Below are 23,870 nucleotides of genomic sequence, written 5' to 3'. Positions count from 1 at the left end.
CTATCCCGTGAATTCGAAGGTCCGTGGATCGGGGCCCAACCGAGTGCCGTCGCCGAGCTCGGACACGGACGCCATGTCCTGTTCGCTCAGTTCGAAATCGAACACGTCGAAATTGCTCACGATTCTCTCGGGGGTCACCGACTTCGGGATGACTATATTGCCGAGCTGCATATGCCACCTAATCAACACCTGGGCCGGCGTCTTGCCGTGTTTGTCGGCGACCGAGACGACGGTGTCGTTCTTCAGCAGTGACCCCTGGCCCAGCGGGCTCCACGCCTCGGTGGCGATGCCCATCTGGGCGTGCACCTCGCGCAGCTCCTCCTGCTGCAGCAGCGGATGCAGTTCGATCTGGTTGACCGTGGGCACGATTCCCGTCGCGTCGACGAGTTCGCGCAGGTGTTCGGGCTCGAAGTTGCTCACCCCGATCGACCGGATGCGACCCTGCTCGCGCAGGTGCGCGAACGCCTTGAACGTCTCGACGAACGCGCCCTTGGCCGGCATCGGCCAGTGGATGAGGTAGAGGTCCAGGTAATCGAGCCCGAGCCGCTTCATGCTCTTGTCGAAGGCGGTGAGCGTGCTGTCGTACCCATGGTCGGCGTTCCACAGCTTGGTGGTGATGAACACGTCGTCGCGCGGTACGCCCGACTTCTCGAGCGCCTGACCCACCTCGCGCTCGTTCTGGTACGCGGCGGCGGTGTCGATGTGCCGGTAGCCGGCCTCGAAGGCGGTCGCGACCGCGCGTTCGGTGTCCTCGGGCGGGGTCTGCCAAACACCGAGCCCAACCTGAGGTATCGAATTACCGTCGTTCAACGTGATCGAGGGAGATGCCATGACTTCGAGTCTGCCAGGCGAGGCGGAACCCGTCGTACCGCCGAAGCGCGCGAAGGTTTCGATGGTCAAGGCCGGCGGCGTGACATCGCGGGCGTTTCCGCGGATACCGGACGCGGTGAAGCGGCTGCTGCTGGGCCGTCGTTCCGTTGTCATCGACGGCAACACCCTCGACACGACCATGCAGCTGATGCTCGCCGGCCAGAAGACGGTCGGCATCGGCGGGCTGATGCTGAGTCCCGACGACGCCGAGGCGCGGGCGCTGCTGGGGATGCTGGCGGCGGCCTTCAAACAGAACATCCCGGTCGCGTCGGTGACGAGCCTGACGATCCCGGGTCCCGACGGCCGAATCCCCGCGCGTCACTACCGCCCCTCCGAGGGCGACGGAGAACCGCTGCTGGTCTTCTATCACGGCGGCGGACAAGTCGTCGGCGACCTCGACACGCACGACGATTTGTGTCGGCTGATCTGCCGCCAGGGCCGCATGCACGTGCTGTCGGTCGATTATCGGTTGGCGCCCGAACACCCGGCGCCGGCGGGCAACGAGGATGCATTCGCCGCGTTCGGATGGGCATGCGAGCACGCCGCCGAACTGGGCGCAGACCCCGACCGCGTCGCCGTCGGCGGCGATAGTGCGGGCGGCAACCAGGCCACGCTGGTCGCGCACCGCGCCCGCGCCGAGGGACCGCAGCCCGCGCTGCAGTTCCTGCTGTATCCGGTGGTCAACTACCGCGACGAAACCCGGTCGCAGACATTGTTCGACGAGGGGTTCTTCCTCTCCCGGAACGACCTGCGCTGGTGTCGCGCCAAGTACCTCAGCGGCGGGATCGATCCTGGCGACCCGCGGGTGTCGCCGCTGCTCGCCGACGACCTGTCGGGCTTGGCGCCGACGCTGATCGTGACCGCCGGTTTCGACCCACTGCGCGACGAAGGCAGGCAATACGCCGACGCCCTGCGGGCGGCCGGGGTGCGTGTTGACCACCGGGAGTTCGGCTCGTTGATCCACGGCTTCGCGAACTTCTTCCCGTTCGGCGGCGACAGCGCCACCGCCATGGCGGAGGTGATTTCCGCATTGCGGGCGCATCTCGCCCGCGGCTGACGGGGCGGAGAAATCGCGCCGGTACTCTTACCGGCGTGGCCTCGAAACCCAAGAAGACCCCGCGCTATGACCTGAAGGCGGCCGACCGCAGACGCAACCGGGCGGTGCAGATCGGGCTGACGTCCGTCGTCGTCATCTTCGCCGTCGCGCTGGTGCTCTACATCGTGATGACCAAAGAGGACAAACCCGGCGAGGGCGAGACCCGGGCGGTTCGTGTGGCGTCGAGCAACCTGATCACCAAAGAGGGCACATCCGAGCCCAAGGCGGTGCTGTCGCTGTACGAGGACTTCCTGTGCCCCGCGTGCGGCAACTTCGAGAAGCAGTTCGGCCCCACGGTCAACAAGCTGATCGACACCGGTGCGGTGGCCGCCGACTACAACATGGTCTCGATCCTGGACCGCGCGGGACAGGGGTATTCGACCCGCGCGGCGAACGCCGGCTACTGCGTGGCCGAGGCCGACACTGACGCCTTCCGGCGCTTCCACGCCGCGCTGTTCGCCCAGCAGCCCGAAGAGGGCGTCGGCCCGTTCCCCGACAACGCCCGGCTCATCGAGGTCGCCCGCCAGGCGGGGGTCACGGGTGATGTCCCGAACTGCATCAACGGCGGCCGGTTCAACGACATGGTCAAGGGGCTGGCGAAGGCGAGCGGCGTGAACTCGACGCCGACGATCCGGATCAACGGCAACGACTACTCGCCGTCGACACCGGACGCGCTGATCGCTGAGATCAAGAAGATCGTCGGCGATGTGCCCGGGCTGGATGCCGGGGCGCCGCCGCCCAACGCCGACCCGACCACGCCGCCGAGGCCGTGACGGTCGCCGCGCCCGGCGCCGTCTCGCCGACCGATCCCGCGGCCGAGCCGCCGACGGGGGTGCCGGTGGGTCGGCCGAGCGCGGTCTGGATCCTCATCGCCGGTGTGCTGGGACTGGCCGCCGCGATGGCGCTCACGGTCGAGAAGATCGAGCTGCTGATCGATCCGGAGTACGTGCCGTCGTGCAGCCTGAACCCCGTGCTGTCCTGCGGTTCGGTGATGGTCACACCGCAGGCGTCGGCGTTCGGTTTCCCGAACTCCCTGATCGGCATCGTCTCGTTCACGATTGTCGTGGTGACCGGAGTGCTGGCGCTCGCGCGGGTGGAACTGCCGCGCTGGTATTGGGCGGGTCTGGCCACCGGCACGCTGCTGGGCGCAGCGTTCGTGCACTGGCTGATCTTCCAGAGCCTCTACCGCATCGGTGCGCTGTGCCCGTACTGCATGGTCGTGTGGGCGGTGACGATCCCGCTGCTGGTGGTCGTCGCGGTCATCGCGCTGGCGCCCCAGCACGGCAACGTCGTCGCGCGGGTGGTGCACACCTGGCGGTGGTCGCTTGTCGCGTTGTGGTTCACCGGCCTGATCCTGCTGATCCTCGTGCGCTTCTGGAGCTACTGGTCCACGCTGGTCTGATCCGGCCCCAGAGTTAAGGTAGCCCGTGATTTCTAAGGTCCTGGTCGCCAATCGCGGCGAGATCGCGATCCGCGCTTTCCGCGCCGCGTACGAGATGGGGATCGACACCGTCGCGGTGTACCCCTACGAGGACCGCAACAGCGTGCACCGGCTGAAGGCCGACGAGTCCTACCAGATCGGCGAGACCGGTCATCCCGTCCGGGCGTACCTGTCGGTCGACGAGATCATCCGGGTGGCCCGGCATGCCGGCGCCGACGCGGTGTATCCGGGATATGGCTTCCTGTCGGAGAATCCGGCGTTGGCGGCGGCGTGCGCGGAGGCCGGCATCACGTTCGTGGGGCCCAGCGCGGAAGTGCTCGAGTTGACGGGCAACAAGTCCCGCGCGATCGAGGCCGCCCGCGCGGCGGGGCTTCCGGTGCTGAACTCGTCGCCTCCTTCGGCGTCGGCCGAGGAGCTGTCGGCCGCCGCGGAGAACCTGGAGTTCCCGTTGTTCGTCAAGGCCGTGTCCGGCGGCGGCGGTCGGGGGATGCGACGGGTAACCGACATCGACGCGTTACCCGATGCGATCGACGCCGCGGCGCGCGAGGCCGAGTCCGCGTTCGGCGATCCGACGCTGTACCTCGAGCAGGCGGTGATCAACCCCCGCCACATCGAGGTGCAGATACTCGCCGACACCCACGGCAACATGATGCACCTGTTCGAACGCGATTGCAGTGTGCAGCGCAGGCACCAGAAGGTCATCGAGCTGGCCCCTGCGCCGAACCTGTCCGACGAACTGCGGCAACGGATCTGCGCCGATGCGGTGGCGTTCGCCAAGGAGATCGACTACACCTTCGCCGGCACCGTCGAGTTCCTGCTCGACGAGCGCGGTCACTACGTGTTCATCGAGTGCAATCCGCGCATCCAGGTCGAGCACACCGTCACCGAGGAGATCACGGACGTCGATCTGGTGTCGAGCCAGTTACGTATCGCCGACGGCGAGACCCTCGAAAGCCTCGGATTGAGCCAGGATGCGTTGCCCGCCCCGCGGGGTTTCGCGATGCAGTGCCGGATCACCACCGAGGACCCCGCCAACGGGTTCCGCCCCGACACCGGCCGCATCACCGGGTACCGCACGCCAGGCGGGGCGGGCATACGGCTGGACGGTGGTACGCATCTGGGCGCGGAGATCAGCGCGCACTTCGACTCGATGCTGGTGAAATTGACGTGCCGTGGCCGCGACTTCGGGGCCGCGGTGGCGCGGGCGCGACGCGCGTTGGCGGAGTTCCGGATTCGCGGGGTGTCGACGAACATCCCGTTCCTCCAGGCCGTGGTGAACGACGCGGATTTCCGCGCCGGACGGATCAGCACGTCGTTCATCGACGAGCGCCCGTATCTGCTCACCGCCCGAACGCCCGCCGACCGTGGCACCAAGATCCTCAACTACCTGGCCGACGTCACGGTCAACCAGCCGCACGGCCCGCGAACCGCGTCGGTGTACCCGCACGACAAACTGCCCGGCATCGACCTCGACGCCCCGGCGCCCGACGGCAGCAAGCAGCGGCTGACCGAGCTTGGTCCCGAAGGGTTCGCCCGTTGGCTGCGCGACTCGAAACCGTTGGGTGTCACCGACACGACGTTCCGCGACGCCCATCAGTCGCTGCTGGCCACCCGGGTGCGGACCAACGGGCTGCTGATGGTCGCGCCCTACATCGCCCGCATGACGCCGCAGCTGCTCTCGCTCGAATGCTGGGGTGGTGCGACTTACGATGTGGCGCTTCGGTTCCTGAAGGAAGACCCGTGGGAGCGGCTGGCCGCACTGCGCGAGACCGTACCCAACATCTGCCTGCAGATGCTGCTGCGTGGGCGCAACACCGTCGGCTACACGCCGTATCCGGAGATCGTCACCCATGCGTTCATCGCCGAGGCGACGGCGACGGGGATCGACATCTTCCGCATCTTCGATGCGCTGAACAACGTGGAGTCGATGCGTCCCGCGATCGACGCGGTGCGCGAAACCGGTACGGCGGTGGCCGAAGTCGCGATGAGCTACACCGGCGATCTGTCGGACCCGGGGGAGAACCTCTACACGCTGGACTACTACCTCAAGCTCGCCGAGCAGATCGTCGACGCCGGCGCGCACGTGCTGGCGATCAAGGACATGGCCGGGTTGCTTCGCCCGCAGGCCGCGCACGCGCTGATCGGCGCGCTGCGCAGCCGCTTCGACTTGCCCGTGCACGTCCACACTCACGACACACCCGGCGGACAGTTGGCGACGTACCTGGCGGCGTGGCAGGCGGGTGCGAGCGCGGTCGACGGCGCGGCGGCGCCGCTGGCCGGCACCACCAGCCAGCCGGCGCTGAGTTCGATCGTCGCCGCGACCGCGCACACCGAGTACGACACCGGGCTGTCGCTGCAGGCGGTCTGCGACCTCGAACCGTACTGGGAGGCGCTGCGAAAGGTGTACGCGCCATTCGAGTCTGGTCTTCCGGCTCCGACGGGGCGGGTGTATCACCACGAGATCCCCGGTGGTCAGCTGTCGAACCTGCGCCAGCAGGCCATCGCGCTGGGGTTCGGTGACCGCTTCGAGGAGATCGAGGCCAACTATGCCGCCGCAGACCGGGTCCTGGGTCGGCTGGTGAAGGTGACCCCGTCGTCGAAGGTGGTGGGCGACCTCGCGCTCGCGCTCGTCGGCGCCGGCATCAGCGCCGACGAGTTCGCCTCGGACCCGGCGCGTTTCGACATTCCCGATTCGGTGATCGGGTTCCTACGCGGCGAGCTCGGCGATCCGCCGGGCGGATGGCCCGAACCGCTTCGCACCAAGGCGCTCGCCGGCCGCGCCCCGGCCAAATCGCAGGAGGAACTCGGCGAAGAGGACGAAGCGCTGCTCGCGCAGGCCGGCCCGAAGCGACAGGCCGCGCTGAACCGGCTGCTGTTCCCTGGGCCGACAAAGGAACTCGAGGCCCATCGCGAACAGTACGGCGACACGTCGAGCCTGTCGGCCAACCAGTTCTTCTACGGGCTGCGCAGCGGCGAAGAGCACCGGGTCAAACTGGAACGCGGGGTCGAACTGCTGATCGGGCTCGAGGCCATCTCCGATCCCGACGAGCGCGGCATGCGCACGGTCATGTGCATCCTCAACGGTCAACTGCGGCCCGTTCTGGTGCGTGACCGCAACGTCGCCAGCGACATTCCCACCGCCGAGAAGGCGGACAAGGGCAACCCCGACCACATCGCGGCGCCCTTCGCCGGGGTGGTCAGCGTCGGAGTCGCCGTCGACGACGAGGTGGCGGCCGGCCAGACGGTGGCCACGATCGAGGCCATGAAAATGGAGGCCGCCATCACCGCGCCGAAGGCGGGCAAGGTGAGTCGGGTCGCGGTATCCGAGACCGCACAGGTCGAAGGCGGCGATCTGCTGGTGGTGGTCAGCTGACCCGCATCATCGCCGGCGCGCTGGGTGGTCGACGAATCACCGTGCCCCAGAACGGATCCGGGCAGCGATCCGGGTCAGGAACCCGTCCCACCACCGACCGGGTACGCGAAGCGTTGTTCAATGTGCTGGCCGCACGCGTCGACCTGAGCGGGGCCGCGGTGCTCGACCTCTATGCGGGATCGGGTGCACTCGGGCTCGAGGCGCTCTCGCGGGGTGCGGCGGAAGCGACGTTCGTCGAGTCCGACCGGCGCGCCGCTGCCGTCATCGCCGACAATGTCGCGGCGCTCGGTGTCACCGGGGCGACCGTGCGCCGCGGGGCCGTCGCCGCGGTGCTGGCCGCGGACACCCCGCGCCGGGTCGACCTCGTGCTCGCCGATCCGCCGTACGACGTCGCCGCCGAAGAGGTCGAGTCGGTGCTGAGGCTGCTCGCCGAACGCGGTTGGGCCGGACCGGGAACCGTCGTCGTGGTGGAACGGGCGGCGAACGGACCCCCGTTGTCGTGGCCGCCGTCCTGGCGGGAGTGGCCGTCGCGCACATACGGCGACACCCGCCTGGAGCTCGCCGAAGCGTCCGAGCTGCCCTGCTAGCGTCTTCGCTCATGAGCGGCGCGGTATGCCCAGGATCCTTCGACCCGGTCACGCTCGGGCACGTCGACATCTTCGAGCGCGCCACCGCGCAGTTCGACGAGCTGATCGTCGCGGTTCTGGTCAACCCGAACAAGAAGGGCATGTTCACCCTCGAAGAGCGCATCGCGATGATCGAGGAGTCCGCCGCGCACCTGCCGAACCTGCGCGTCGAGTCGGGTCAGGGCCTGGTGGTCGATTTCGTCAGACAGCGCGGCATGACCGCGATCGTCAAGGGCCTTCGCACCGGCACCGACTTCGAATACGAACTGCAGATGGCGCAGATGAACAAGCACATCGCCGGTGTTGACACCTTTTTCGTGGCCACCACACCGAGGTATTCGTTCGTGTCGTCGTCGCTGGCCAAGGAGGTCGCGTCGATGGGCGGCGACGTCTCCGACCTGCTGCCCGCCGCGGTCAACACGCGCCTGCAGGCCAAGCTGCGTCAGGGTTAGCCCCCTTTCGGCAGGGGTAGTCAGGGGTCAGCGCACAGCCCATTCGCGCACCCACCACTACCGAAAATGCAGGGAGTTTCTGCCATGGCTGAAACATTTGTCCAGAACACCGATGATGTCGTGAAGTTCCTGACCGACCAGCACAACCTGATCAAGGACCTGTTCGAAGAGGTGCTGAGCGCCTCGGAGACGGAGGCCCGCGAGAAGGCGTTCGCCGATCTGCGTCAACTGCTCGCCGTGCACGAGACCGCCGAGGAGATGGTGGTCCATCCGCGCGCCCGCAAGGAGGTCGCCGACGGTGAGGCGATCGTCGATGCGCGCCTCAAGGAGGAGCACGAGGCCAAGGAGTTTCTGTCGAAGCTCGAGAAGATGGACATCGGGTCGAAGGAGTTCATCGACGAGCTGATGAAGTTCCGCGACGACGTGGTCGAGCACGCCGAGCACGAAGAACGCGAGGAGTTCAGCCGCCTTCAGAAGAACCTCGACGGTGACGACCTCAAGCGGATGGCGGGGGCCGTGCAAGCCGCCGAGGCGATCGCCCCGACGCATCCGCATGCCGGCGTCGAGTCGGCGAAGGCCAACTTCGCGCTGGGCCCGTTCGCGTCGATGCTCGACCGCGCGCGCGACCTCATCGGCGCCGCGCTGAAGTAATCGCTCGTCCCTCCTGCCGCCGAACGTGAGCTTGTGTTCGTTGAATCGTCGATTTCTCGCACACAACCTCACGTTCGGCGTCGGTGTCGGCAGGGCGTCGCGGGGTTGACATAATGCGGACAGCAATTCAGTCAGCAGTTGCGGCCTGGGAAGGGGAGAGACTCAGCAATCCGTGAATTTCGGACGTCCGGGGCGACACACCGGGCGGGAAACTGAGTCACAGGGGTAACACCAGGCACACTAGTAACTGTCAACTTCGCCTGGAGGGTGTTGCCGTGTACCGAGTTTTTGAGGCGCTCGACGAACTGAGCGCAATCGTGGAAGAAGCCCGCGGCGTGCCGATGACGGCAGGCTGCGTCGTGCCCCGCGGCGATGTCCTCGAGCTGATCGATGACATCAAGGACGCCATCCCCGGCGAGCTCGATGACGCCCAGGACGTGCTCGATGCGCGCGACGGGATGTTGCGCGAGGCCAAGGAGCACTCCGACCAGATGGTGTCGACGGCGACTGCCGAGGCCGACTCCGTCCTCAACCACGCCCGCGCCGAGGCCGATCGGCTGCTCGCCGATGCGAAGGCCCAGGCCGATCGCATGGTGTCCGAAGCCCGCCAGCACAGCGAGCGGATGGTCGGCGAGGCCCGCGAAGAGGCCAATCGCGTCGCCGCCACCGCCAAGCGCGAGTACGAGGCGAGCACCGGGCGGGCCAAGACCGAGGCCGACCGGCTCATCGAGAGCGGCAACCTCGCCTACGAGAAGGCTGTGCAGGAGGGCATCAAGGAGCAGCAGCGCCTGGTGTCGCAGACCGAGATCGTGCAGACCGCGACCGCCGAGGCGACCCGGTTGATCGATTCTGCGCACGCCGAGGCCGACCGGTTGCGCGGCGAATGCGACATCTACGTCGACAGCAAGCTCGCCGAATTCGAGGACTTCCTCAACGGCACGCTGCGCTCCGTCGGACGCGGTCGCCACCAGCTTCGGACCGCCGCGGGCACGCACGACTACGCGGCCCGCTGAGCGCCGAGCGCCGCCAAAAAGCTTCGCCGTAAAATCGGTGATTATGGCGACGCATGCCAAAGCGGCGGCGCATCGCGCGTCACAATCGCCGCTGGTGATCAACATTTCCCGGCTCGGTAGACGACCCGGCTCGATGATGGCTGTCTCCGAGACGGTGCCCAGCCCGACGCGGATCGGCCTCGACCTGATCGGCATCGACGAGGGAGCGCCGCTCGCGCTCGACCTGCGGGTGGAGTCGGTGTCGGAGGGCGTGCTCGTCAGTGGGACGGTTTCGGCGCCGACGTCGGGCGATTGTGCCCGCTGCCTGACCCCAGTCACCGGCGACGTCGAGATCGACCTCACCGAGCTGTTCGCCTATCCCGACAGCGCCACTGACGAGACCACCGAGGCCGACGAGGTCGGGCGCGTGGTGGACGACACCGTCGACCTCGAGCAGCCGATCATCGACGCGGTGGGATTGGCGCTGCCGTTCGCCCCGTTGTGCGGTCCGGACTGCGCGGGCCTGTGTCCGGACTGCGGCGTGGCGCTGGCCACCGCCGAACCCGGCCATCACCACGAGCAGCTCGATCCGCGCTGGGCCAAGCTGGCCGGCATGTTCGACACAGTCGGCGGAGCCGACAATCCCACTGAGGACACGCGTGACTGACCGGGCCGCACTGCTGGCGGCGCTGGGCGTCGACCTGCCCGACGAACTGCTCACCATGGCGCTGACCCATCGCAGTTACTCCTACGAGAACGGCGGCCTGCCGACCAACGAGCGACTGGAGTTTCTCGGCGACGCCGTGCTGGGGTTGACCATCACCGAGGAGCTCTACCACCGTCATCCGGAGCGGTCCGAGGGCGATCTGGCCAAGTTGCGCGCCAGCATCGTCAACACCCAGGCGCTCGCTGACGTCGGTCGGCACTTGACCGACGCCGGGCTCGGTGCCTACCTGCTGCTCGGTAAGGGCGAGTTGAACTCCGGTGGCGCCGACAAGGCCAGCATCCTCGCCGACGGGGTCGAATCCCTGTTGGGTGCAGTCTATTTGGAGCACGGCAATGCGGTCGTCCGCGAGGTGATCCTGCGCTTGTTCCGCCAGCTGTTGGACACCGCGCCGACGCTGGGGGCCGGGCTGGACTGGAAGAGCAGCCTGCAGGAGCTGACCGCATCGCGGGGCCTGGGCGCACCGGCGTACGTCGTCACGTCGACGGGGCCCGACCACGACAAGGAATTCACCGCCACGGTCGTCGTCACCGACACCGAATACGGCACGGGGGTCGGGCGTACCAAGAAGGAGGCCGAACTCAAGGCGGCCGCGGCGGCTTGGAATGCGTTGTCCGCCACCGAGGTAGATGCCTGAGCTTCCCGAGGTCGAGGTAGTCCGGCGTGGGTTGCACGCGCACGTTGTCGACAAGACCATCACCGCTGTGCGCGTGCATCATCCGCGGGCGGTGCGCAGGCACGAGGCGGGTCCGGCGGATCTGACCGCGCGGTTGCTCGACAGCACCATCACCGGTACCGGGCGCCGCGGTAAGTACCTGTGGCTGACGCTGAACGACGGCTCGGCGCTCGTGGTGCATCTCGGCATGAGCGGACAGATGCTGCTCGGCCCGCTGCCGCGGGAGAACCACCTGCGCATCGCCGCGCTGCTCGACGACGGAACAGCGTTGAGCTTCGTCGACCAACGCACGTTCGGCGGGTGGATGCTCACGGACATGGTCACCATCGAGGGGACCGATGTCCCGGCGCCCGTCGCGCACCTCGCGCGTGATCCGCTCGACCCGCGCTTCGACCGCGACGGTGTGGTGAAGGTGTTGCGCAGCAAGCACTCTGAGATCAAACGCCAGCTGCTTGATCAGACTGTCGTCTCGGGCATCGGCAACATCTACGCCGACGAGGCGCTGTGGCGGGCCAAGGTCAACGGCGCCCGGCTGGCGTCGTCGCTGACGCGGGTGAAGCTGGCCGAGTTGATCGACGCGGCCGCCGAGGTGATGCGCGAGGCGCTCGATCAGGGTGGGACGTCGTTCGACTCGTTGTATGTCAACGTCAACGGTGAGTCGGGCTACTTCGACCGATCGCTGGACGCCTACGGCCGCTACGGCGAGCCGTGCCGGCGCTGCGGGGCGGTCGTGCGGCGGGAGAAGTTCATGAACCGCTCGTCGTTCTACTGCCCGAAATGCCAACCCCGGCCGAGGGTGCGACGGGCATGACCGCATTCCTTCCCGCGCGAGCGTGCGTGTCTGCACCCGACACGCCGCGAAATTTCAGCACTTCCCGCACACTCGCGCCTCGACGAATGTGCGCAAAGAACTGTGAGCACGTCGCCGCCACTGCAACACTGCACGCTCGCGCCGCGGCGAGCGCGCCCAAACTGGTGCCCGAAGGCGGCGTGTCGTGTGCAGACACGCACGGTCGCGGTACAAGGGGACTCTCGCGGAAGGGAAGACATGACCGATCTGTGGGTTGAGCGCACCGGGGAGCGCCGCTATGTCGGCCGCAGCTCGCGCGGTGCGGAGGTGCTCGTCGGCAGCGAAGACGTCCAGGGCGTCTTCACACCGGGCGAGCTGCTGAAGATCGCACTCGCGGCGTGTAGCGGGATGGCCAGCGACGCGCCCCTGCGGCGACGGCTCGGCGACGACTACCGCACGACGATTCGGGTCTCCGGGCCGGCCGACCGCGAGCAGGAGCGCTACCCGCTGCTCGAGGAGCACATGGAACTCGACCTGTCCGGCCTGTCGGAACAGGAGATCGCGCGGGTACTCACGGTGGTCGAGCGCGCGATCGACCAGGTTTGCACGGTCGGTCGCACCCTCAAGTCCGGGACCAAAGTGACGTTTGAGGTACATGATGCAGGAGTTAGCTGAGGTACGACTGACCGCGTGGGTGCACGGGCACGTGCAGGGCGTCGGGTTCCGGTGGTGGACCCGCGCCCGCGCGCTCGAACTGGGGCTGACCGGATTCGCGGCGAACAAGCCCGACGGCCGGGTTCAGGTCGTCGCCCAGGGCCCCCGCGAGTCCTGCCAGCGGCTACTTGACCTGCTGCAAAGCGGTGAAACGCCGGGCCGGGTCGACAACGTTATCGCCGACTTCACGGAACCTCGCGACTCGCTACAAGGGTTCACCGAGCGATAGCCGTCGCGGCGGTAGTGTGGCACGTCGTGCACCTCAAGAGTCTGACGCTGAAGGGCTTCAAGTCGTTTGCTTCGCCGACGACTCTGCGCTTCGAGCCAGGCATCACCTGCGTGGTCGGACCCAACGGCTCGGGCAAGTCGAACGTGGTCGACGCGCTCACCTGGGTGATGGGCGAGCAGGGCGCCAAGACGCTGCGCGGCGGCAAGATGGAAGACGTCATCTTCGCGGGCACATCGTCGCGGCCGCCGCTGGGTCGTGCCGAGGTCACGGTGACGATCGACAACTCCGACAACTCGTTGCCGATCGAATACTCCGAGGTGTCGATCACCCGGCGGATGTTCCGCGACGGCGGTAGCGAGTACGAGATCAACGGCAGCAGTTGCCGGTTGATGGACGTCCAGGAACTGCTGTCCGACTCCGGTATCGGCCGCGAGATGCACGTCATCGTCGGCCAGGGCAAGCTCTCCGAGATCCTCGAATCGCGGCCCGAGGACAGGCGCGCGTTCATCGAGGAGGCCGCCGGCGTCCTCAAACACCGCAAGCGCAAAGAGAAGGCGGTCCGCAAGCTCGACGCGATGTCGGCCAACCTCAACCGGTTGACCGACCTGACCACTGAACTGCGCCGTCAACTCAAACCGCTCGGGCGCCAGGCCGAGATGGCCCGTCGTGCACAGACCATCCAGGCCGATCTGCGCGACGCCCGGCTGCGCCTGGCCGCCGACGACCTCGTCACCCGCCGCGCCGAGTTCGAGAACACCAATCAGGCCGAGACCACCTTGCGGCGTGAACATGACGAGATCGCCGCACGGCTGGAAGCCAAGACGGCCGAACTCGCCGCTCACGAGGCGGCCGTCGGCGGCCTGAGTGAACGCGCCGACGCCGCGCAGCAGACGTGGTTCGCGCTGTCGGCGCTCGCTGAACGCGTCAGCGCGACAGTACGCATCGCCAGCGAGCGCGCCCAGCATCTCGACACCGAGCCGGAGGTGTCGACGGGACCGGATCCCGACGCGCTGGAGGCACAGGCCGATGAGGTCGCCGAGCGGGAGCGCCAGCTGCTCGCCGAGCTGACCGAGTCCCGCGGCAAGCTCGAGGCGGCTCGCGCCGAACTCGCCGAACGCGAGCGCATCGCCGCCGAGGCCGAACGCGCGCACATGGCGGCCGCGCGCGCCGAGGCCGACCGCCGTGAGGGGTTGGCCCGGTTGGCCGGCCAGGTCGACACCATGCGCACCCGCGTGGAGTCGATCGACGAGACCGTCGCCCGGCTCACCGGCACCATCGACGAGGCCGCCACCCGGGCGCAGCAGACGCAAGCCGAGTTCGAGACCATCCAGAGCCGCGTCGGCGAACTCGACGCCGGCGAGGTCGGTCTCGACGAACACCACGACCGCACCGTCGCCGCGCTGCGCCTCGCCGACGAGCGCGTCGCCGAACTGCAGGCCGCCGAGCGCGGCGCCGAACGTCAGGTCGCCTCGCTGCGCGCGCGTATCGAGGCGCTGTCGGTCGGTCTGGACCGCAAGGACGGTGCGGCCTGGCTGCAGAAGAACCGCGGCGGGGCAGGGCTTCTCGGTTCGATCGCCAACCTGCTGAAGGTGCGCAGCGGCTACGAGGTGGCGGTCGCGGCCGTGCTGGGCGCCGCGGCCGACGCGGTGGCCGCCGAAAGCCCCGGCGCCGCACGCGATGCGGTCGCCGCGCTCAAGGAGTCCGACGGCGGCCGCGCTGCGATCGTACTCAGCGACTGGCCGAATCACGAAGCGGCACAGGAGCACTCCTTGCCCGAGGGTGCGGTGCGTGCGGTGGACATGGTCGAAGCGCCGTCGCGGTTGCAGGGTGCGGTGCGGGCGATGCTCTCCGACGTCGTGGTGGTGTCAGATCTGGCCGCCGCACTCGATCTGGTGGCCGCCCGCCCGACGTTGCGGGCGGTCACCACCGACGGTGACCTCGTGGGCGCGGGTTGGGTCAGCGGCGGGTCTGATCGCAAACCGAGCACGCTCGAGATCGCGTCCGAGGTCGAGAAGGCCCGCGCCGAGCTCGCCGAGGCCGAGCGGCAGGTCGGCGAGCTGTCGGCGGCGCTGTCCGGAGCGCTGGCCGAACAAGCGAGCCGTCAGGACGCCGCGGAGCAGGCGCTTGCGGCGCTCAACGAATCCGACGCGGCGATCTCGGCGATCTACGAGCAGTTAGGCCGGCTCGGTCAGGATGCGCGTGCCGCGGACGACGAGTGGCAACGGCTGATCCAGCAGCGAAATGAGCTGGAAGCCAACCGCTCCCGCACCGTCGAGGAACTCGCACAGCTCGAGCAGCGACTGCACAATGCGCAGCAGGAGCCGACGTTTGAGGCGGAGCCCGTCAACCGCCAGGAGACGACGGCCGCGGCGGAGGCGGCCCGCGCCGCCGAGGTGGAGGCCCGGCTGGAGGTGCGCACCGCCGAGGAGCGCGCGAACGCCGTTCGCGGCAGGGCGGATTCGCTGCGCCGGGCCGCCGCGGCCGAACGTGAGGCCAGGCTGCGCGCCAAGCGTGCCCGCGAGGCGCGTCAGCACGCCGCCGCGGTGGCCGCCGCGGTCGCAGAGTCGGGTCGCGTTGTGGCGCAACGGTTGAGCGCGGTCGTGGCGGTGGCGTCGCGAGCCCGCGACGAGGTCGCCGCCGAACGGCAGCACCGCGCCGCCGCGCTGGCCAAGGCCCGGGACGAAGTCAACGACCTTACAGGCAAGTTCAACGGCCTCACCGAGGCGCTGCACAAGGACGAGGTCGCCAAGGCCCAGGCCGCGATGCGGATCGAACAGCTCGAGGAGCAGATCCTCGAGCAGTTCGGCATGGCGACCGCAGATCTGATCGCCGAGTACGGACCCGATGTGCCGCTGCCGCCAACGGAATTGGAGATGGCCGAGTTCGAGCAGGCGCGCGAGCGCGGCGAGCAGGTCACCGCGCCCGCCCCGATGCCGTTCGACCGGGCGACGCAGGAACGGCGCGCCAAGAAGGCCGAGCGTGAGCTCAACGAGCTGGGCCGGGTCAATCCGCTTGCGCTCGAGGAGTTCGCCGCGCTCGAGGAGCGGTACAACTTCCTGTCCACCCAGCTCGAGGACGTCAAGGGTGCGCGCAGGGACCTGCTCGACGTGATCGAGGACGTCGACGCCCGCATCCTGCAGGTGTTCACCGAAGCCTACGCCGACGTGGAACGCGAGTTCACCCAAGTGTTTTCGACGCTGTTCCCCGGCGGCGAGGGCCGGCTGCTGCTGACCGACCCCAACGACATGCTGACCACCGGCATCGAGGTCGAGGCACGGCCGCCCGGCAAGAAGATCAAGCGGCTCTCGCTGCTCTCCGGTGGAGAGAAGTCGCTGACCGCCGTCGCGATGCTCGTGGCGATCTTCCGCGCGAGGCCGTCGCCGTTCTACGTGATGGACGAGGTCGAGGCGGCGCTCGACGACGTGAATCTGCGCCGGTTGATCAGCCTCTTCGAGCAGTTGCGCGAGCGGTCGCAGCTGATCGTGATCACCCACCAGAAGCCGACGATGGAGGTCGCCGACGCGCTGTACGGCGTGACCATGCGCGACGACGGCATCACCGCGGTCATCAGCCAGCGCATGCGCGGGCAGGAACTGGTCGGCGCCGCCAACTGATCGGCGATCTGTGCACCGTTCGGCGCGCTGAGCGCAACACGGGGTGCACAAACCGCGGCCCCGAGGGGGCGCGGAGGCATCGGCGCGACTCACCTTGAGACAATGGCGCCGTGACAGATGCTGGCTCGATGGGTTTGTGGATCGCGATCGCGGTCATCGCCGTTTTGTTGGTCACCGCGCTCGTCATCGGGCTGGTCCGGTATCGACGCCGGCGCATCCGGCTGTCGAAGACCGACACCGCCACCCCGATCGACCGATCCGGCGGCTATACGGCCTCCTCGGGCATCACCTTCTCGCAGTCTGCGCCCCCCGCGCCCGCCGAACGCATCGACACCACCGGCCTGCCCGCCGTCGGCGATGACGCCACGATCCCACGCGATGCACCGAAGCGCCCGATCGCCGACGTGCAGTTGCCCGAGCTGCCGGTGGAGGAGCGACCCGCGCCGCCCGCCGCACCCGCACCTACAGAACCGCCGCCCGTCGAACCAGCTCCCGTCGTCGAGGAGCCTGCCGAGCCCGCACCCGCTGAATCGGCGCCCATCCTCGATGAGATCGCGCCGACCGAAGGGCGCCTGGAGCGGCTGCGCGGCCGGCTGGCCAAATCGCAGAACACGCTCGGACGCAGCATGCTCGGACTGCTCGGTGGGGGTGACCTCGACGACGAGTCGTGGGAGGAAGTCGAGGACACCCTGCTGATCGCCGATCTCGGTCCGGTCGTGACCGAGTCGGTGGTCTCGGCGCTGCGGGCCCGGATGGCCAGCAGCCGGGTGCGCACCGAGGCCGACGCCCGCGACGTGCTGCGCGAGGTCCTCATCGACGAACTGCAGCCCGGCCTCGACCGCTCCATCAAGGCCCTGCCGCACGAGGACAAACCGTCGGTGCTGCTGGTCGTCGGGGTGAACGGCACCGGTAAGACGACGACGGTCGGCAAGCTCGCCCGCGTCCTGGTCGCCGACGGGCGCCGCGTGGTGCTCGGGGCGGCCGATACCTTCCGCGCCGCAGCGGCCGACCAGCTGCAGTCGTGGGCGTCGAGAGTGGGCGCGCAGGTGGTGCGCGGTGCAGAAGGCGCCGATCCCGCGTCCGTGGCGTTCGACGCCGTCGACGAAGGCATCAAAGAAGGCGCCGACGTCATCGTCATCGACACGGCCGGGCGCCTGCACACCAAGACCGGGCTGATGGACGAGTTGGGCAAGGTCAAACGCGTCGTCAGCCGCCGAGCCGAGGTCGACGAGGTGCTGCTGGTGCTCGACGCCACCATCGGCCAAAACGGCCTGCCGCAGGCCAGGGTATTCGCCGAGGTCGTCGACATCACCGGCGTGGTGCTGACGAAGCTCGACGGAACAGCCAAGGGCGGAATCGTTTTCCGTGTTCAGCAGGAATTGGGCGTGCCGGTCAAGTTGGTTGGGCTCGGCGAGGGTGCCGACGATCTCGCGCCTTTCGAGCCTGCGGCGTTCGTCGACGCGTTGCTCGGCTAGTCGTCACGACCGCGGAAACATGAGCGTAACGCTTCTGGCGTGTCCGTTCACTTAACGGAAACGGAACAGAATCACCGGTGAAACTCCGGCAAAAGAGTCTCTTCGGGAGGCCGATCCGATCGGCGCACTTCCCAAGGAGGTTCACACAAAGTGGTTTCAGCCCTACCCCTTGCTCTCCCCGATGACGCGTTCGCGCCGTTCGGCCCTGATGGGTTGAGCTCCGGCGACACCGCATGGGTACTCACCGCCGCGGCGCTGGTGCTGTTCATGACGCCGGGCCTCGCATTCTTCTACGGTGGGCTATCGCGCCAGAAGTCCGTGCTGAACATGATGATGATGTCGTTCGGCACCCTCGGCGTGGTGAGCGTCATCTACGTGCTGTGGGGCTACTCGATGTCGTTCGCCTCGGCGCACACCGGCAACAGCGACATCGCGGGCGTCTTCGACAACCCGTTCGCGTTGTTCGGGCTGAGCCCACTACTGGAAACACTTGACGTGGACGGCGTCAGCCTCTACGTCGCCGGTGGCTTCGGCTCCGTCCCCGCGATCGTGTGGGCGGGCTTCCAATTGACCTTCGCGGTGATCACCGTCGCCCTGATCAGCGGTGCGGTGGCCGAGCGGATGAAGTTCGGCACCTGGTTGGTGTTCGGCGGCATCTGGGTGACGCTGGTGTATTTCCCGCTCGCCCATATGGTTTGGGGTAACGGATTGTTGTCCGGCGCCGAGGACGGCATCGCGGCCAAACTGTTCGGCGTCAGCGACGAAGGTACCGCGAACGTTCCGCCCATCGACTTCGCCGGTGGCACCGTCGTTCACATCAACGCCGGCATGGCCGCATTGGTTCTGGCCATCCTGCTCGGCAAGCGGACCGGCTTCGGCAAGATCGCCTTTCGGCCGCACAACATTCCGTTCGTGATGCTGGGCGCCGCGATTCTGTGGTTCGGATGGTTCGGCTTCAACGTCGGATCCGAGGGTGCCGCCGACATGCTCGCCGGTCAGGTCTGGATCAACACCACCGCCGCCACCGCCGCCGCGATGCTCGGCTGGTTGCTCGTAGAGCGCATCCGCGACGGCCACGCCACCAGCGTGGGCGCCGCCTCGGGCGTCGTCGCCGGCCTCGTCGCGATCACCCCGGCCTGCGGGTCGTTGTCGCCGATCGGGTCGCTGATCCTCGGTGTCATCGCCGGTGCGCTGTCCGCTGTGGCGGTCGGGCTGAAGTACAAGTTCGGTTACGACGATTCGCTTGACGTGGTCGGCGTGCACCTGGTCGCGGGCCTGTGGGGCACCGTCGGCATCGGGTTCCTGGCCACGGAGACCGGACTGTTCTACGGCGGCGGCTTCCAGCAGCTCGTGGTTCAGATGGTCATCGCTTTGGCCGCGGTTATCTTCACTGGCATCATGACGACGATCATTGCCTTTATCGTCAAGCCGTTGGGTTGGCGTGTCACCCCGGAGGATGAGGACACCGGCATCGATGAAACCGAACATGCCGAAACCGCTTACGAGCTCGTCTGATCGGCAACAATTTCCTCGGAAGGGATCGACTACATGAAGCTGATTACTGCGATTGTCAAGCCGTTCACGCTCGAAGACGTCAAAACCGGGCTCGAACAGACGGGTATTCTCGGGATGACCGTCAGCGAGGTTCAGGGCTACGGCCGCCAGAAGGGTCACACCGAGGTCTACCGCGGTGCCGAGTACTCCGTGGATTTCGTACCGAAGGTGCGAGTGGAGGTCGTCGTCGAGGACTCCGCCGTCGACAAGGTGGTCGATGTCATCGTCCAGGCCGCACGGACCGGGAAGATCGGTGACGGCAAGGTGTGGGTGAGTCCCGTCGACACCGTTGTCCGGGTACGCACCGGAGAGCGGGGAGCCGACGCCCTTTGAGCCGCTTGCAGAACTGAGAGTTCGTCTCCCGACCGATCACACGGCAAGCGGCAATCGAGAGGGCGGGAGAGGGCGACATGGCAAAGCAGATTCCTGGCCCCGCCAACGAGCGCGATGAGCGCTCGCGCGAGAAGCATTCAACCGCCGACGAGCGCTCGCGCGAGGAGCATTCAACCGCCACCGGTGCCCCCCAGTGGGTGGCGCCGGCGGCGTCCTCGTCTCGACCGGCCAACGACCTCGCGGCCGCGATCAAACAACTGCTGACAGACGGTGCCCGCCAACTGGATTCGGCCGGCCTGCGCCACGCGCTGCTGGACCTGCACGAATTCTGGCTCACCACCAAGGCCACCGAGATCGGCATCACGCCCACCAGCGGCTTCGCGATCGTCGCCACCGGTGGGCTGGGCCGGGGGGAGTTCGTGCCCTACTCCGACCTGGACCTGATGCTGTTGCACGACAACATGCCCTCCGATGTCGTCGGCCAGGTGGCGGAGCTGTTGTGGTACCCGTTGTGGGACGCCAACATTCGCATCGACCACAGCGTGCGCACGGTGCCCGAGGCTCTGAAGGTCGCCGGGGAGGACATTTCGGCGGGCTTGGCGATGCTCGAGGCGCGCCACATCGTCGGCGATGCCGACCTCTCGACACTGTTGATCGGGGGAGCCCGTCGGCAGTGGCGTACCGGAATCGCCTCGCGCTTCGATGAACTCGTCGAGCACACGCGGGCGCGCTGGCAGCGCAGCGGTGAGATCGCGCACCGCGCCGAACCCGACCTCAAATGCGGGCGCGGCGGCCTGCGCGACGTCCAGCTGCTCAACGCGTTGGCGATCGCGCAACTGGCCGACGTGTATCCCAACCAGACGTCGGCGTCTCCGCTCGGGTCGCTGGGTCAGGCCCACATGGCGCTGCTCAACGTCCGCACCGAACTGCACAGGGTTGCCGGTCGCGGCCGCGATCTGCTGCTGGCGCAGCATGCCGACGAGATCGGCGCGGCGTTGCACATCGGTGATCGCTTCGATCTGGCGCGCATGCTCTCCGACGCCGCGCGCACCATCAGCTTCTACGTCGACGCCGGAATCCGCACGGCGGGCAACGCACTGCCCCGACGCGGGTTCGCGGCGCTGCGGCGCCCGCCGCGCCGCCCGCTCGACGAGGGGGTCATCGAGTTCGCCGGCGAGGTGATCCTGGCCCGCGACGCCCGCCCCGCGCGTGACCCCGGCCTGATCCTGCGGGTGGCCGCCGCGTCGGCGACCACCGGATTGCCGATGGCCGCGTCGACACTGGCCCGGCTCGCCGAGGCCGCGCCCGAACTGCGCGCGCCGTGGCCCGCCCAGGCCCTCAAGGATCTGCTCGTCATGCTCGCCGCAGGCCCGTCGGCGGTGGCCACGATCGAGGCGCTGGACCGCACCGGTCTGTGGGGCCGGTTGTTCCCGGAATGGGGAGCGGTGCGCGACCTTCCGCCCCGCGACGTGGTGCATATCTGGACCGTCGACCGGCATCTGGTCGAAACCGTCTCGCGGGCAAGCGCTTTCACGACACGCGTGTCGCGTCCAGACCTTCTGATGCTCGGCGCCCTGTGCCACGACATCGGCAAGGGGCGCGGCGGCGACCACAGCGTCATCGGAGCCGAGTTGGCGACTCAGATCGGCACCCGGCTGGGGCTCTGGCCGTCCGACGTCGAGCTTTTGTCGAAGGTGGTCCGCCACCACCTCTTGCTGCCGCACACCGCGACGCGTCGCGACCTGCAGGACCCCAACACGATCGCGGCCGTCGTCGACGCCCTTGACGGCGACCTCGTGCTGCTGGAGCTGCTCCATGTGCTCGCCGAAGCCGACTCGCTGGCGACCGGCCCGGGCGTCTGGGGTGACTGGAAAGCCTCGCTCATCGGCGACCTGGCCCGCCGCTGCAGGACGGTAATGGCGGGCGAGCCGCTGCCCGAACCGGATCCCATTGACCCGCGATACCTTTCGCTCGCCGCCGAGGTCGGAGTTCATGTCGAGCTGTCGCCGGGCGACAGCCCGCACATCTACAACGTCACGATCATCGCGCCGGATCGGCGGGGTCTGTTGTCGAAGGCGGCAGGCGTTCTGGCGCTGAACTCGCTGCGGGTGCACTCGGCGTCCGTCAACGGGTACGAGGGTTCGGCGATCAACACGTTCGTCGTCTCCCCACGTTTCGGCTCTCCGCCGGCGGCCGGTTTGCTGCGTCAGCAGTTCATCCTCGCGCTCGACGGTGAACTCGACGTGCAGGAGGCGCTGGATCGCCGTGAACGCGAGGCCGCGCAGTACGGCACCGCGCGGGCGGGTGAGGTGCCTGCCGCCGTCCCGATAAACCACGTCGCCGCCCCGCCACGCATCCTGTGGTCCGAGGGGGCCCGGTCCGGTGAGCTCGTCGTACAGATTCGCAGCACCGACCGCGCCGGTCTGCTGGCGCGGCTCACCGCCGTCTTCGAGCGCGACGGCATCGACATCGCCTGGGCGAAGGTGACCACCATGGGGTCATCGGTGGTCGACCTGTTCGGCATCACCGCCGACCCGGGCGTACGCGACGAGGTCGAACGCGACCTGTACGCGGTGCTGCCCGCACCGCCTCCCCCCAAGCCGGTGTCCGAAGCGAGCTGATCACGGGCGTTCCCGGCGTGCATGCCCTGCTCGGGCGGGTCACTCCCGGCTCCCATTAGGCTGGACGTCGTGTTTGAATCCCTGTCCGACCGGTTGACCGGCGCCCTGCAGGGGCTGCGCGGCAAGGGGCGGCTGACCGACGCCGATATCGACGCGACCACCCGCGAGATCCGGCTGGCACTGCTCGAAGCCGACGTGTCTCTGCCCGTCGTGCGCGCGTTCGTCAACCGCATCAAGGAACGCGCCCGCGGCGCCGAGGTGTCCGGCGCGCTCAACCCGGCCCAGCAGGTCGTCAAGATCGTCAACGAGGAACTCATCGGCATCCTCGGTGGGGAGACCCGCCCGCTGGCGTTCGCCAAGACGCCGCCGACGGTCATCATGCTGGCCGGTCTGCAAGGTTCCGGCAAGACCACGTTGGCCGGCAAGCTCGCGAGATGGCTTCGCGTGCAAGGGCACACGCCGCTTCTGGTGGCGTGCGACCTGCAGCGGCCGGGCGCGGTCAACCAGCTGCAGATCGTCGGCCAGCGCGCTGACGTCGCGGTCTTCGCGCCCCACCCGGGCGTGTCGGCCGACGGTGCGGCCGATGCGGCACCCGGCGATCCGGTCGCCGTCGCGGCCGCGGGCCTGGCCGAGGCCAAGGCCAAGCACTTCGACGCGGTGATCGTCGACACCGCTGGCCGCCTCGGCATCGACGAGGAGCTGATGAGCCAGGCCGCCGCGATCAGGGAGGCCGTCGATCCGGACGAAGTGATCTTCGTGCTGGACGCGATGATCGGCCAGGACGCCGTCACCACCGCCGAGGCGTTCCGCGAGGGTGTCGGGTTCACCGGCGTGGTGTTGACCAAGCTCGACGGTGACGCCCGCGGCGGTGCCGCGCTGTCGGTTCGCGAGATCACCGGTGTGCCGATCCTCTTCGCGTCCAGCGGCGAGAAGCTCGAGGACTTCGACGTCTTCCATCCGGACCGGATGGCCAGCCGAATCCTGGGCATGGGCGACGTGCTGTCGCTGATCGAGCAGGCCGAGCAGGTCTTCGACGCCCAGAAGGCCGAAGAGGCCGCCGCCAAGATCGGCAGCGGCGAGCTGACGCTGGAGGACTTCCTCGAGCAGATGTTGGCGATTCGCAAGATGGGTCCGATCGGCAACCTGCTGGGCATGCTGCCCGGCGCGGGGCAGATGAAGGATGCGCTGGCCGCCGTCGACGACAAACAGCTCGACCGCCTGCAGGCGATCATCCGCGGTATGACGCCCGAGGAGCGCGCCGATCCCAAGATCATCAACGGGTCTCGTCGGCTGCGCATCGCCAACGGATCGGGCGTTACCGTCGGCGAGGTCAACCAGCTCGTCGAGCGATTCTTCGAGGCCCGCAAGATGATGTCGCAGATGGCCGGGCAGATGGGTATGCCATTCGGCCGCAAGAACTCTCGCAAGGCTTCCAAGAACAAGAAGAAGGGCGGCAAGGGCAAGAAGGGAGGCCGGGGGCCGACGCAACCGAAGGTGCGCAATCCGCTCGGCGCCGGGATGCCCGGTATGCCCGGGAGTTTTCCGGATCTGTCCGATATGCCCAAGGGCCTCGACGAGCTGCCGCCCGGCCTGGCCGACATCGACCTCTCGAAGTTGAAGTTCCCGGGTCAGAACTAGC

Annotated in this window: 20 protein-coding genes; 19 read left to right on the top strand and 1 reads right to left on the bottom strand. The window is 68.1% G+C overall.

Features of this window, described 5'->3' with window-relative positions; genetic code table 11:
* Positions 1-831, bottom strand: coding sequence for an aldo/keto reductase (locus tag A5650_RS16595; RefSeq protein WP_067293658.1), 831 nt, complete (start codon positions 829-831; stop codon positions 1-3).
* Here A5650_RS16595 and A5650_RS16590 point away from each other — a divergent pair.
* The 19 genes from A5650_RS16590 (at position 830) to ffh (ending at position 23,869) form a co-directional block, all read left to right on the top strand.
* A complete protein-coding gene (locus tag A5650_RS16590; RefSeq protein WP_082950796.1) occupies positions 830-1,927 on the top strand; it encodes an alpha/beta hydrolase in 1,098 nt (365 codons plus the stop codon). The genes A5650_RS16595 and A5650_RS16590 overlap by 2 nt on opposite strands.
* A 35-nt stretch (positions 1,928-1,962) precedes the next feature.
* Positions 1,963-2,739, top strand: coding sequence for a DsbA family protein (locus A5650_RS16585; RefSeq protein WP_067293655.1), 777 nt, complete (start codon positions 1,963-1,965; stop codon positions 2,737-2,739).
* Positions 2,736-3,368, top strand: coding sequence for a vitamin K epoxide reductase family protein (locus tag A5650_RS16580; RefSeq protein ID WP_067293652.1), 633 nt, complete (start codon positions 2,736-2,738; stop codon positions 3,366-3,368). The genes A5650_RS16585 and A5650_RS16580 overlap by 4 nt, the downstream gene beginning before the upstream one ends.
* Positions 3,369-3,393: 25 nt before the next feature.
* On the top strand, positions 3,394-6,780 hold the full coding sequence (locus A5650_RS16575; protein WP_067293649.1) for a pyruvate carboxylase: 3,387 nt from the start codon (positions 3,394-3,396) through the stop codon (positions 6,778-6,780).
* Positions 6,777-7,367 (top strand): 16S rRNA (guanine(966)-N(2))-methyltransferase RsmD, encoded by a 591-nt coding sequence (gene rsmD, locus A5650_RS16570; protein WP_067293647.1) that lies wholly within the window; start codon positions 6,777-6,779, stop codon positions 7,365-7,367. The genes A5650_RS16575 and rsmD overlap by 4 nt, the downstream gene beginning before the upstream one ends.
* An 11-nt stretch (positions 7,368-7,378) precedes the next feature.
* Entirely contained in the window at positions 7,379-7,858 is a 480-nt protein-coding gene (coaD, locus tag A5650_RS16565; protein WP_067293644.1) for a pantetheine-phosphate adenylyltransferase, read from the top strand.
* A gap of 84 nt (positions 7,859-7,942) precedes the next feature.
* A complete protein-coding gene (locus tag A5650_RS16560) occupies positions 7,943-8,509 on the top strand; it encodes a hemerythrin domain-containing protein (RefSeq protein WP_067293643.1) in 567 nt (188 codons plus the stop codon).
* Between the two features lie 275 nt (positions 8,510-8,784).
* Complete coding sequence (gene sepIVA / locus A5650_RS16555) at positions 8,785-9,522, top strand: cell division protein SepIVA (protein WP_067092150.1); 738 nt, start codon at positions 8,785-8,787, stop codon at positions 9,520-9,522.
* 43 nt (positions 9,523-9,565) lie between these two features.
* Positions 9,566-10,168 carry a YceD family protein gene (locus A5650_RS16550; protein WP_067293640.1) on the top strand — a complete coding sequence of 201 codons (603 nt, stop codon included), beginning with the start codon at positions 9,566-9,568 and terminating at the stop codon, positions 10,166-10,168.
* Positions 10,161-10,862: a ribonuclease III gene (gene rnc / locus A5650_RS16545; protein WP_067293636.1), complete on the top strand. Its 702-nt coding sequence runs from the start codon at positions 10,161-10,163 to the stop codon at positions 10,860-10,862. The genes A5650_RS16550 and rnc overlap by 8 nt, the downstream gene beginning before the upstream one ends.
* Positions 10,855-11,712 (top strand): DNA-formamidopyrimidine glycosylase, encoded by an 858-nt coding sequence (gene mutM / locus A5650_RS16540; protein WP_067293633.1) that lies wholly within the window; start codon positions 10,855-10,857, stop codon positions 11,710-11,712. The genes rnc and mutM overlap by 8 nt, the downstream gene beginning before the upstream one ends.
* Before the next feature lie 237 nt (positions 11,713-11,949).
* Positions 11,950-12,366 carry an OsmC family protein gene (locus A5650_RS16535; RefSeq protein WP_067293631.1) on the top strand — a complete coding sequence of 139 codons (417 nt, stop codon included), beginning with the start codon at positions 11,950-11,952 and terminating at the stop codon, positions 12,364-12,366.
* Positions 12,350-12,634 (top strand): acylphosphatase, encoded by a 285-nt coding sequence (locus A5650_RS16530; RefSeq protein ID WP_067293628.1) that lies wholly within the window; start codon positions 12,350-12,352, stop codon positions 12,632-12,634. Before A5650_RS16535 ends, A5650_RS16530 begins: the two co-directional genes overlap by 17 nt.
* 26 nt (positions 12,635-12,660) lie before the next feature.
* Entirely contained in the window at positions 12,661-16,248 is a 3,588-nt protein-coding gene (gene smc, locus A5650_RS16525; RefSeq protein WP_197501896.1) for a chromosome segregation protein SMC, read from the top strand.
* A gap of 128 nt (positions 16,249-16,376) precedes the next feature.
* Positions 16,377-17,723, top strand: a complete 1,347-nt coding sequence (ftsY, locus tag A5650_RS16520; protein ID WP_197501900.1) for a signal recognition particle-docking protein FtsY — start codon at positions 16,377-16,379, stop codon at positions 17,721-17,723.
* Between the two features lie 150 nt (positions 17,724-17,873).
* On the top strand, positions 17,874-19,238 hold the full coding sequence (locus tag A5650_RS16515) for an ammonium transporter (protein ID WP_067293615.1): 1,365 nt from the start codon (positions 17,874-17,876) through the stop codon (positions 19,236-19,238).
* 33 nt (positions 19,239-19,271) lie between these two features.
* A complete protein-coding gene (locus A5650_RS16510; RefSeq protein WP_018600748.1) occupies positions 19,272-19,610 on the top strand; it encodes a P-II family nitrogen regulator in 339 nt (112 codons plus the stop codon).
* 77 nt (positions 19,611-19,687) lie between these two features.
* Positions 19,688-22,231 (top strand): [protein-PII] uridylyltransferase, encoded by a 2,544-nt coding sequence (locus tag A5650_RS16505; RefSeq protein WP_082950795.1) that lies wholly within the window; start codon positions 19,688-19,690, stop codon positions 22,229-22,231.
* A gap of 69 nt (positions 22,232-22,300) precedes the next feature.
* Positions 22,301-23,869 (top strand): signal recognition particle protein, encoded by a 1,569-nt coding sequence (ffh, locus tag A5650_RS16500; RefSeq protein ID WP_067293612.1) that lies wholly within the window; start codon positions 22,301-22,303, stop codon positions 23,867-23,869.
* Position 23,870 lies beyond the last annotated feature (1 nt).

This window comes from Mycobacterium sp. 1164985.4, assembly GCF_001668575.1.
Taxonomy (GTDB): Bacteria; Actinomycetota; Actinomycetes; order Mycobacteriales; family Mycobacteriaceae; genus Mycobacterium.
This window is presented reverse-complemented; position numbering and strand designations above follow the sequence as displayed.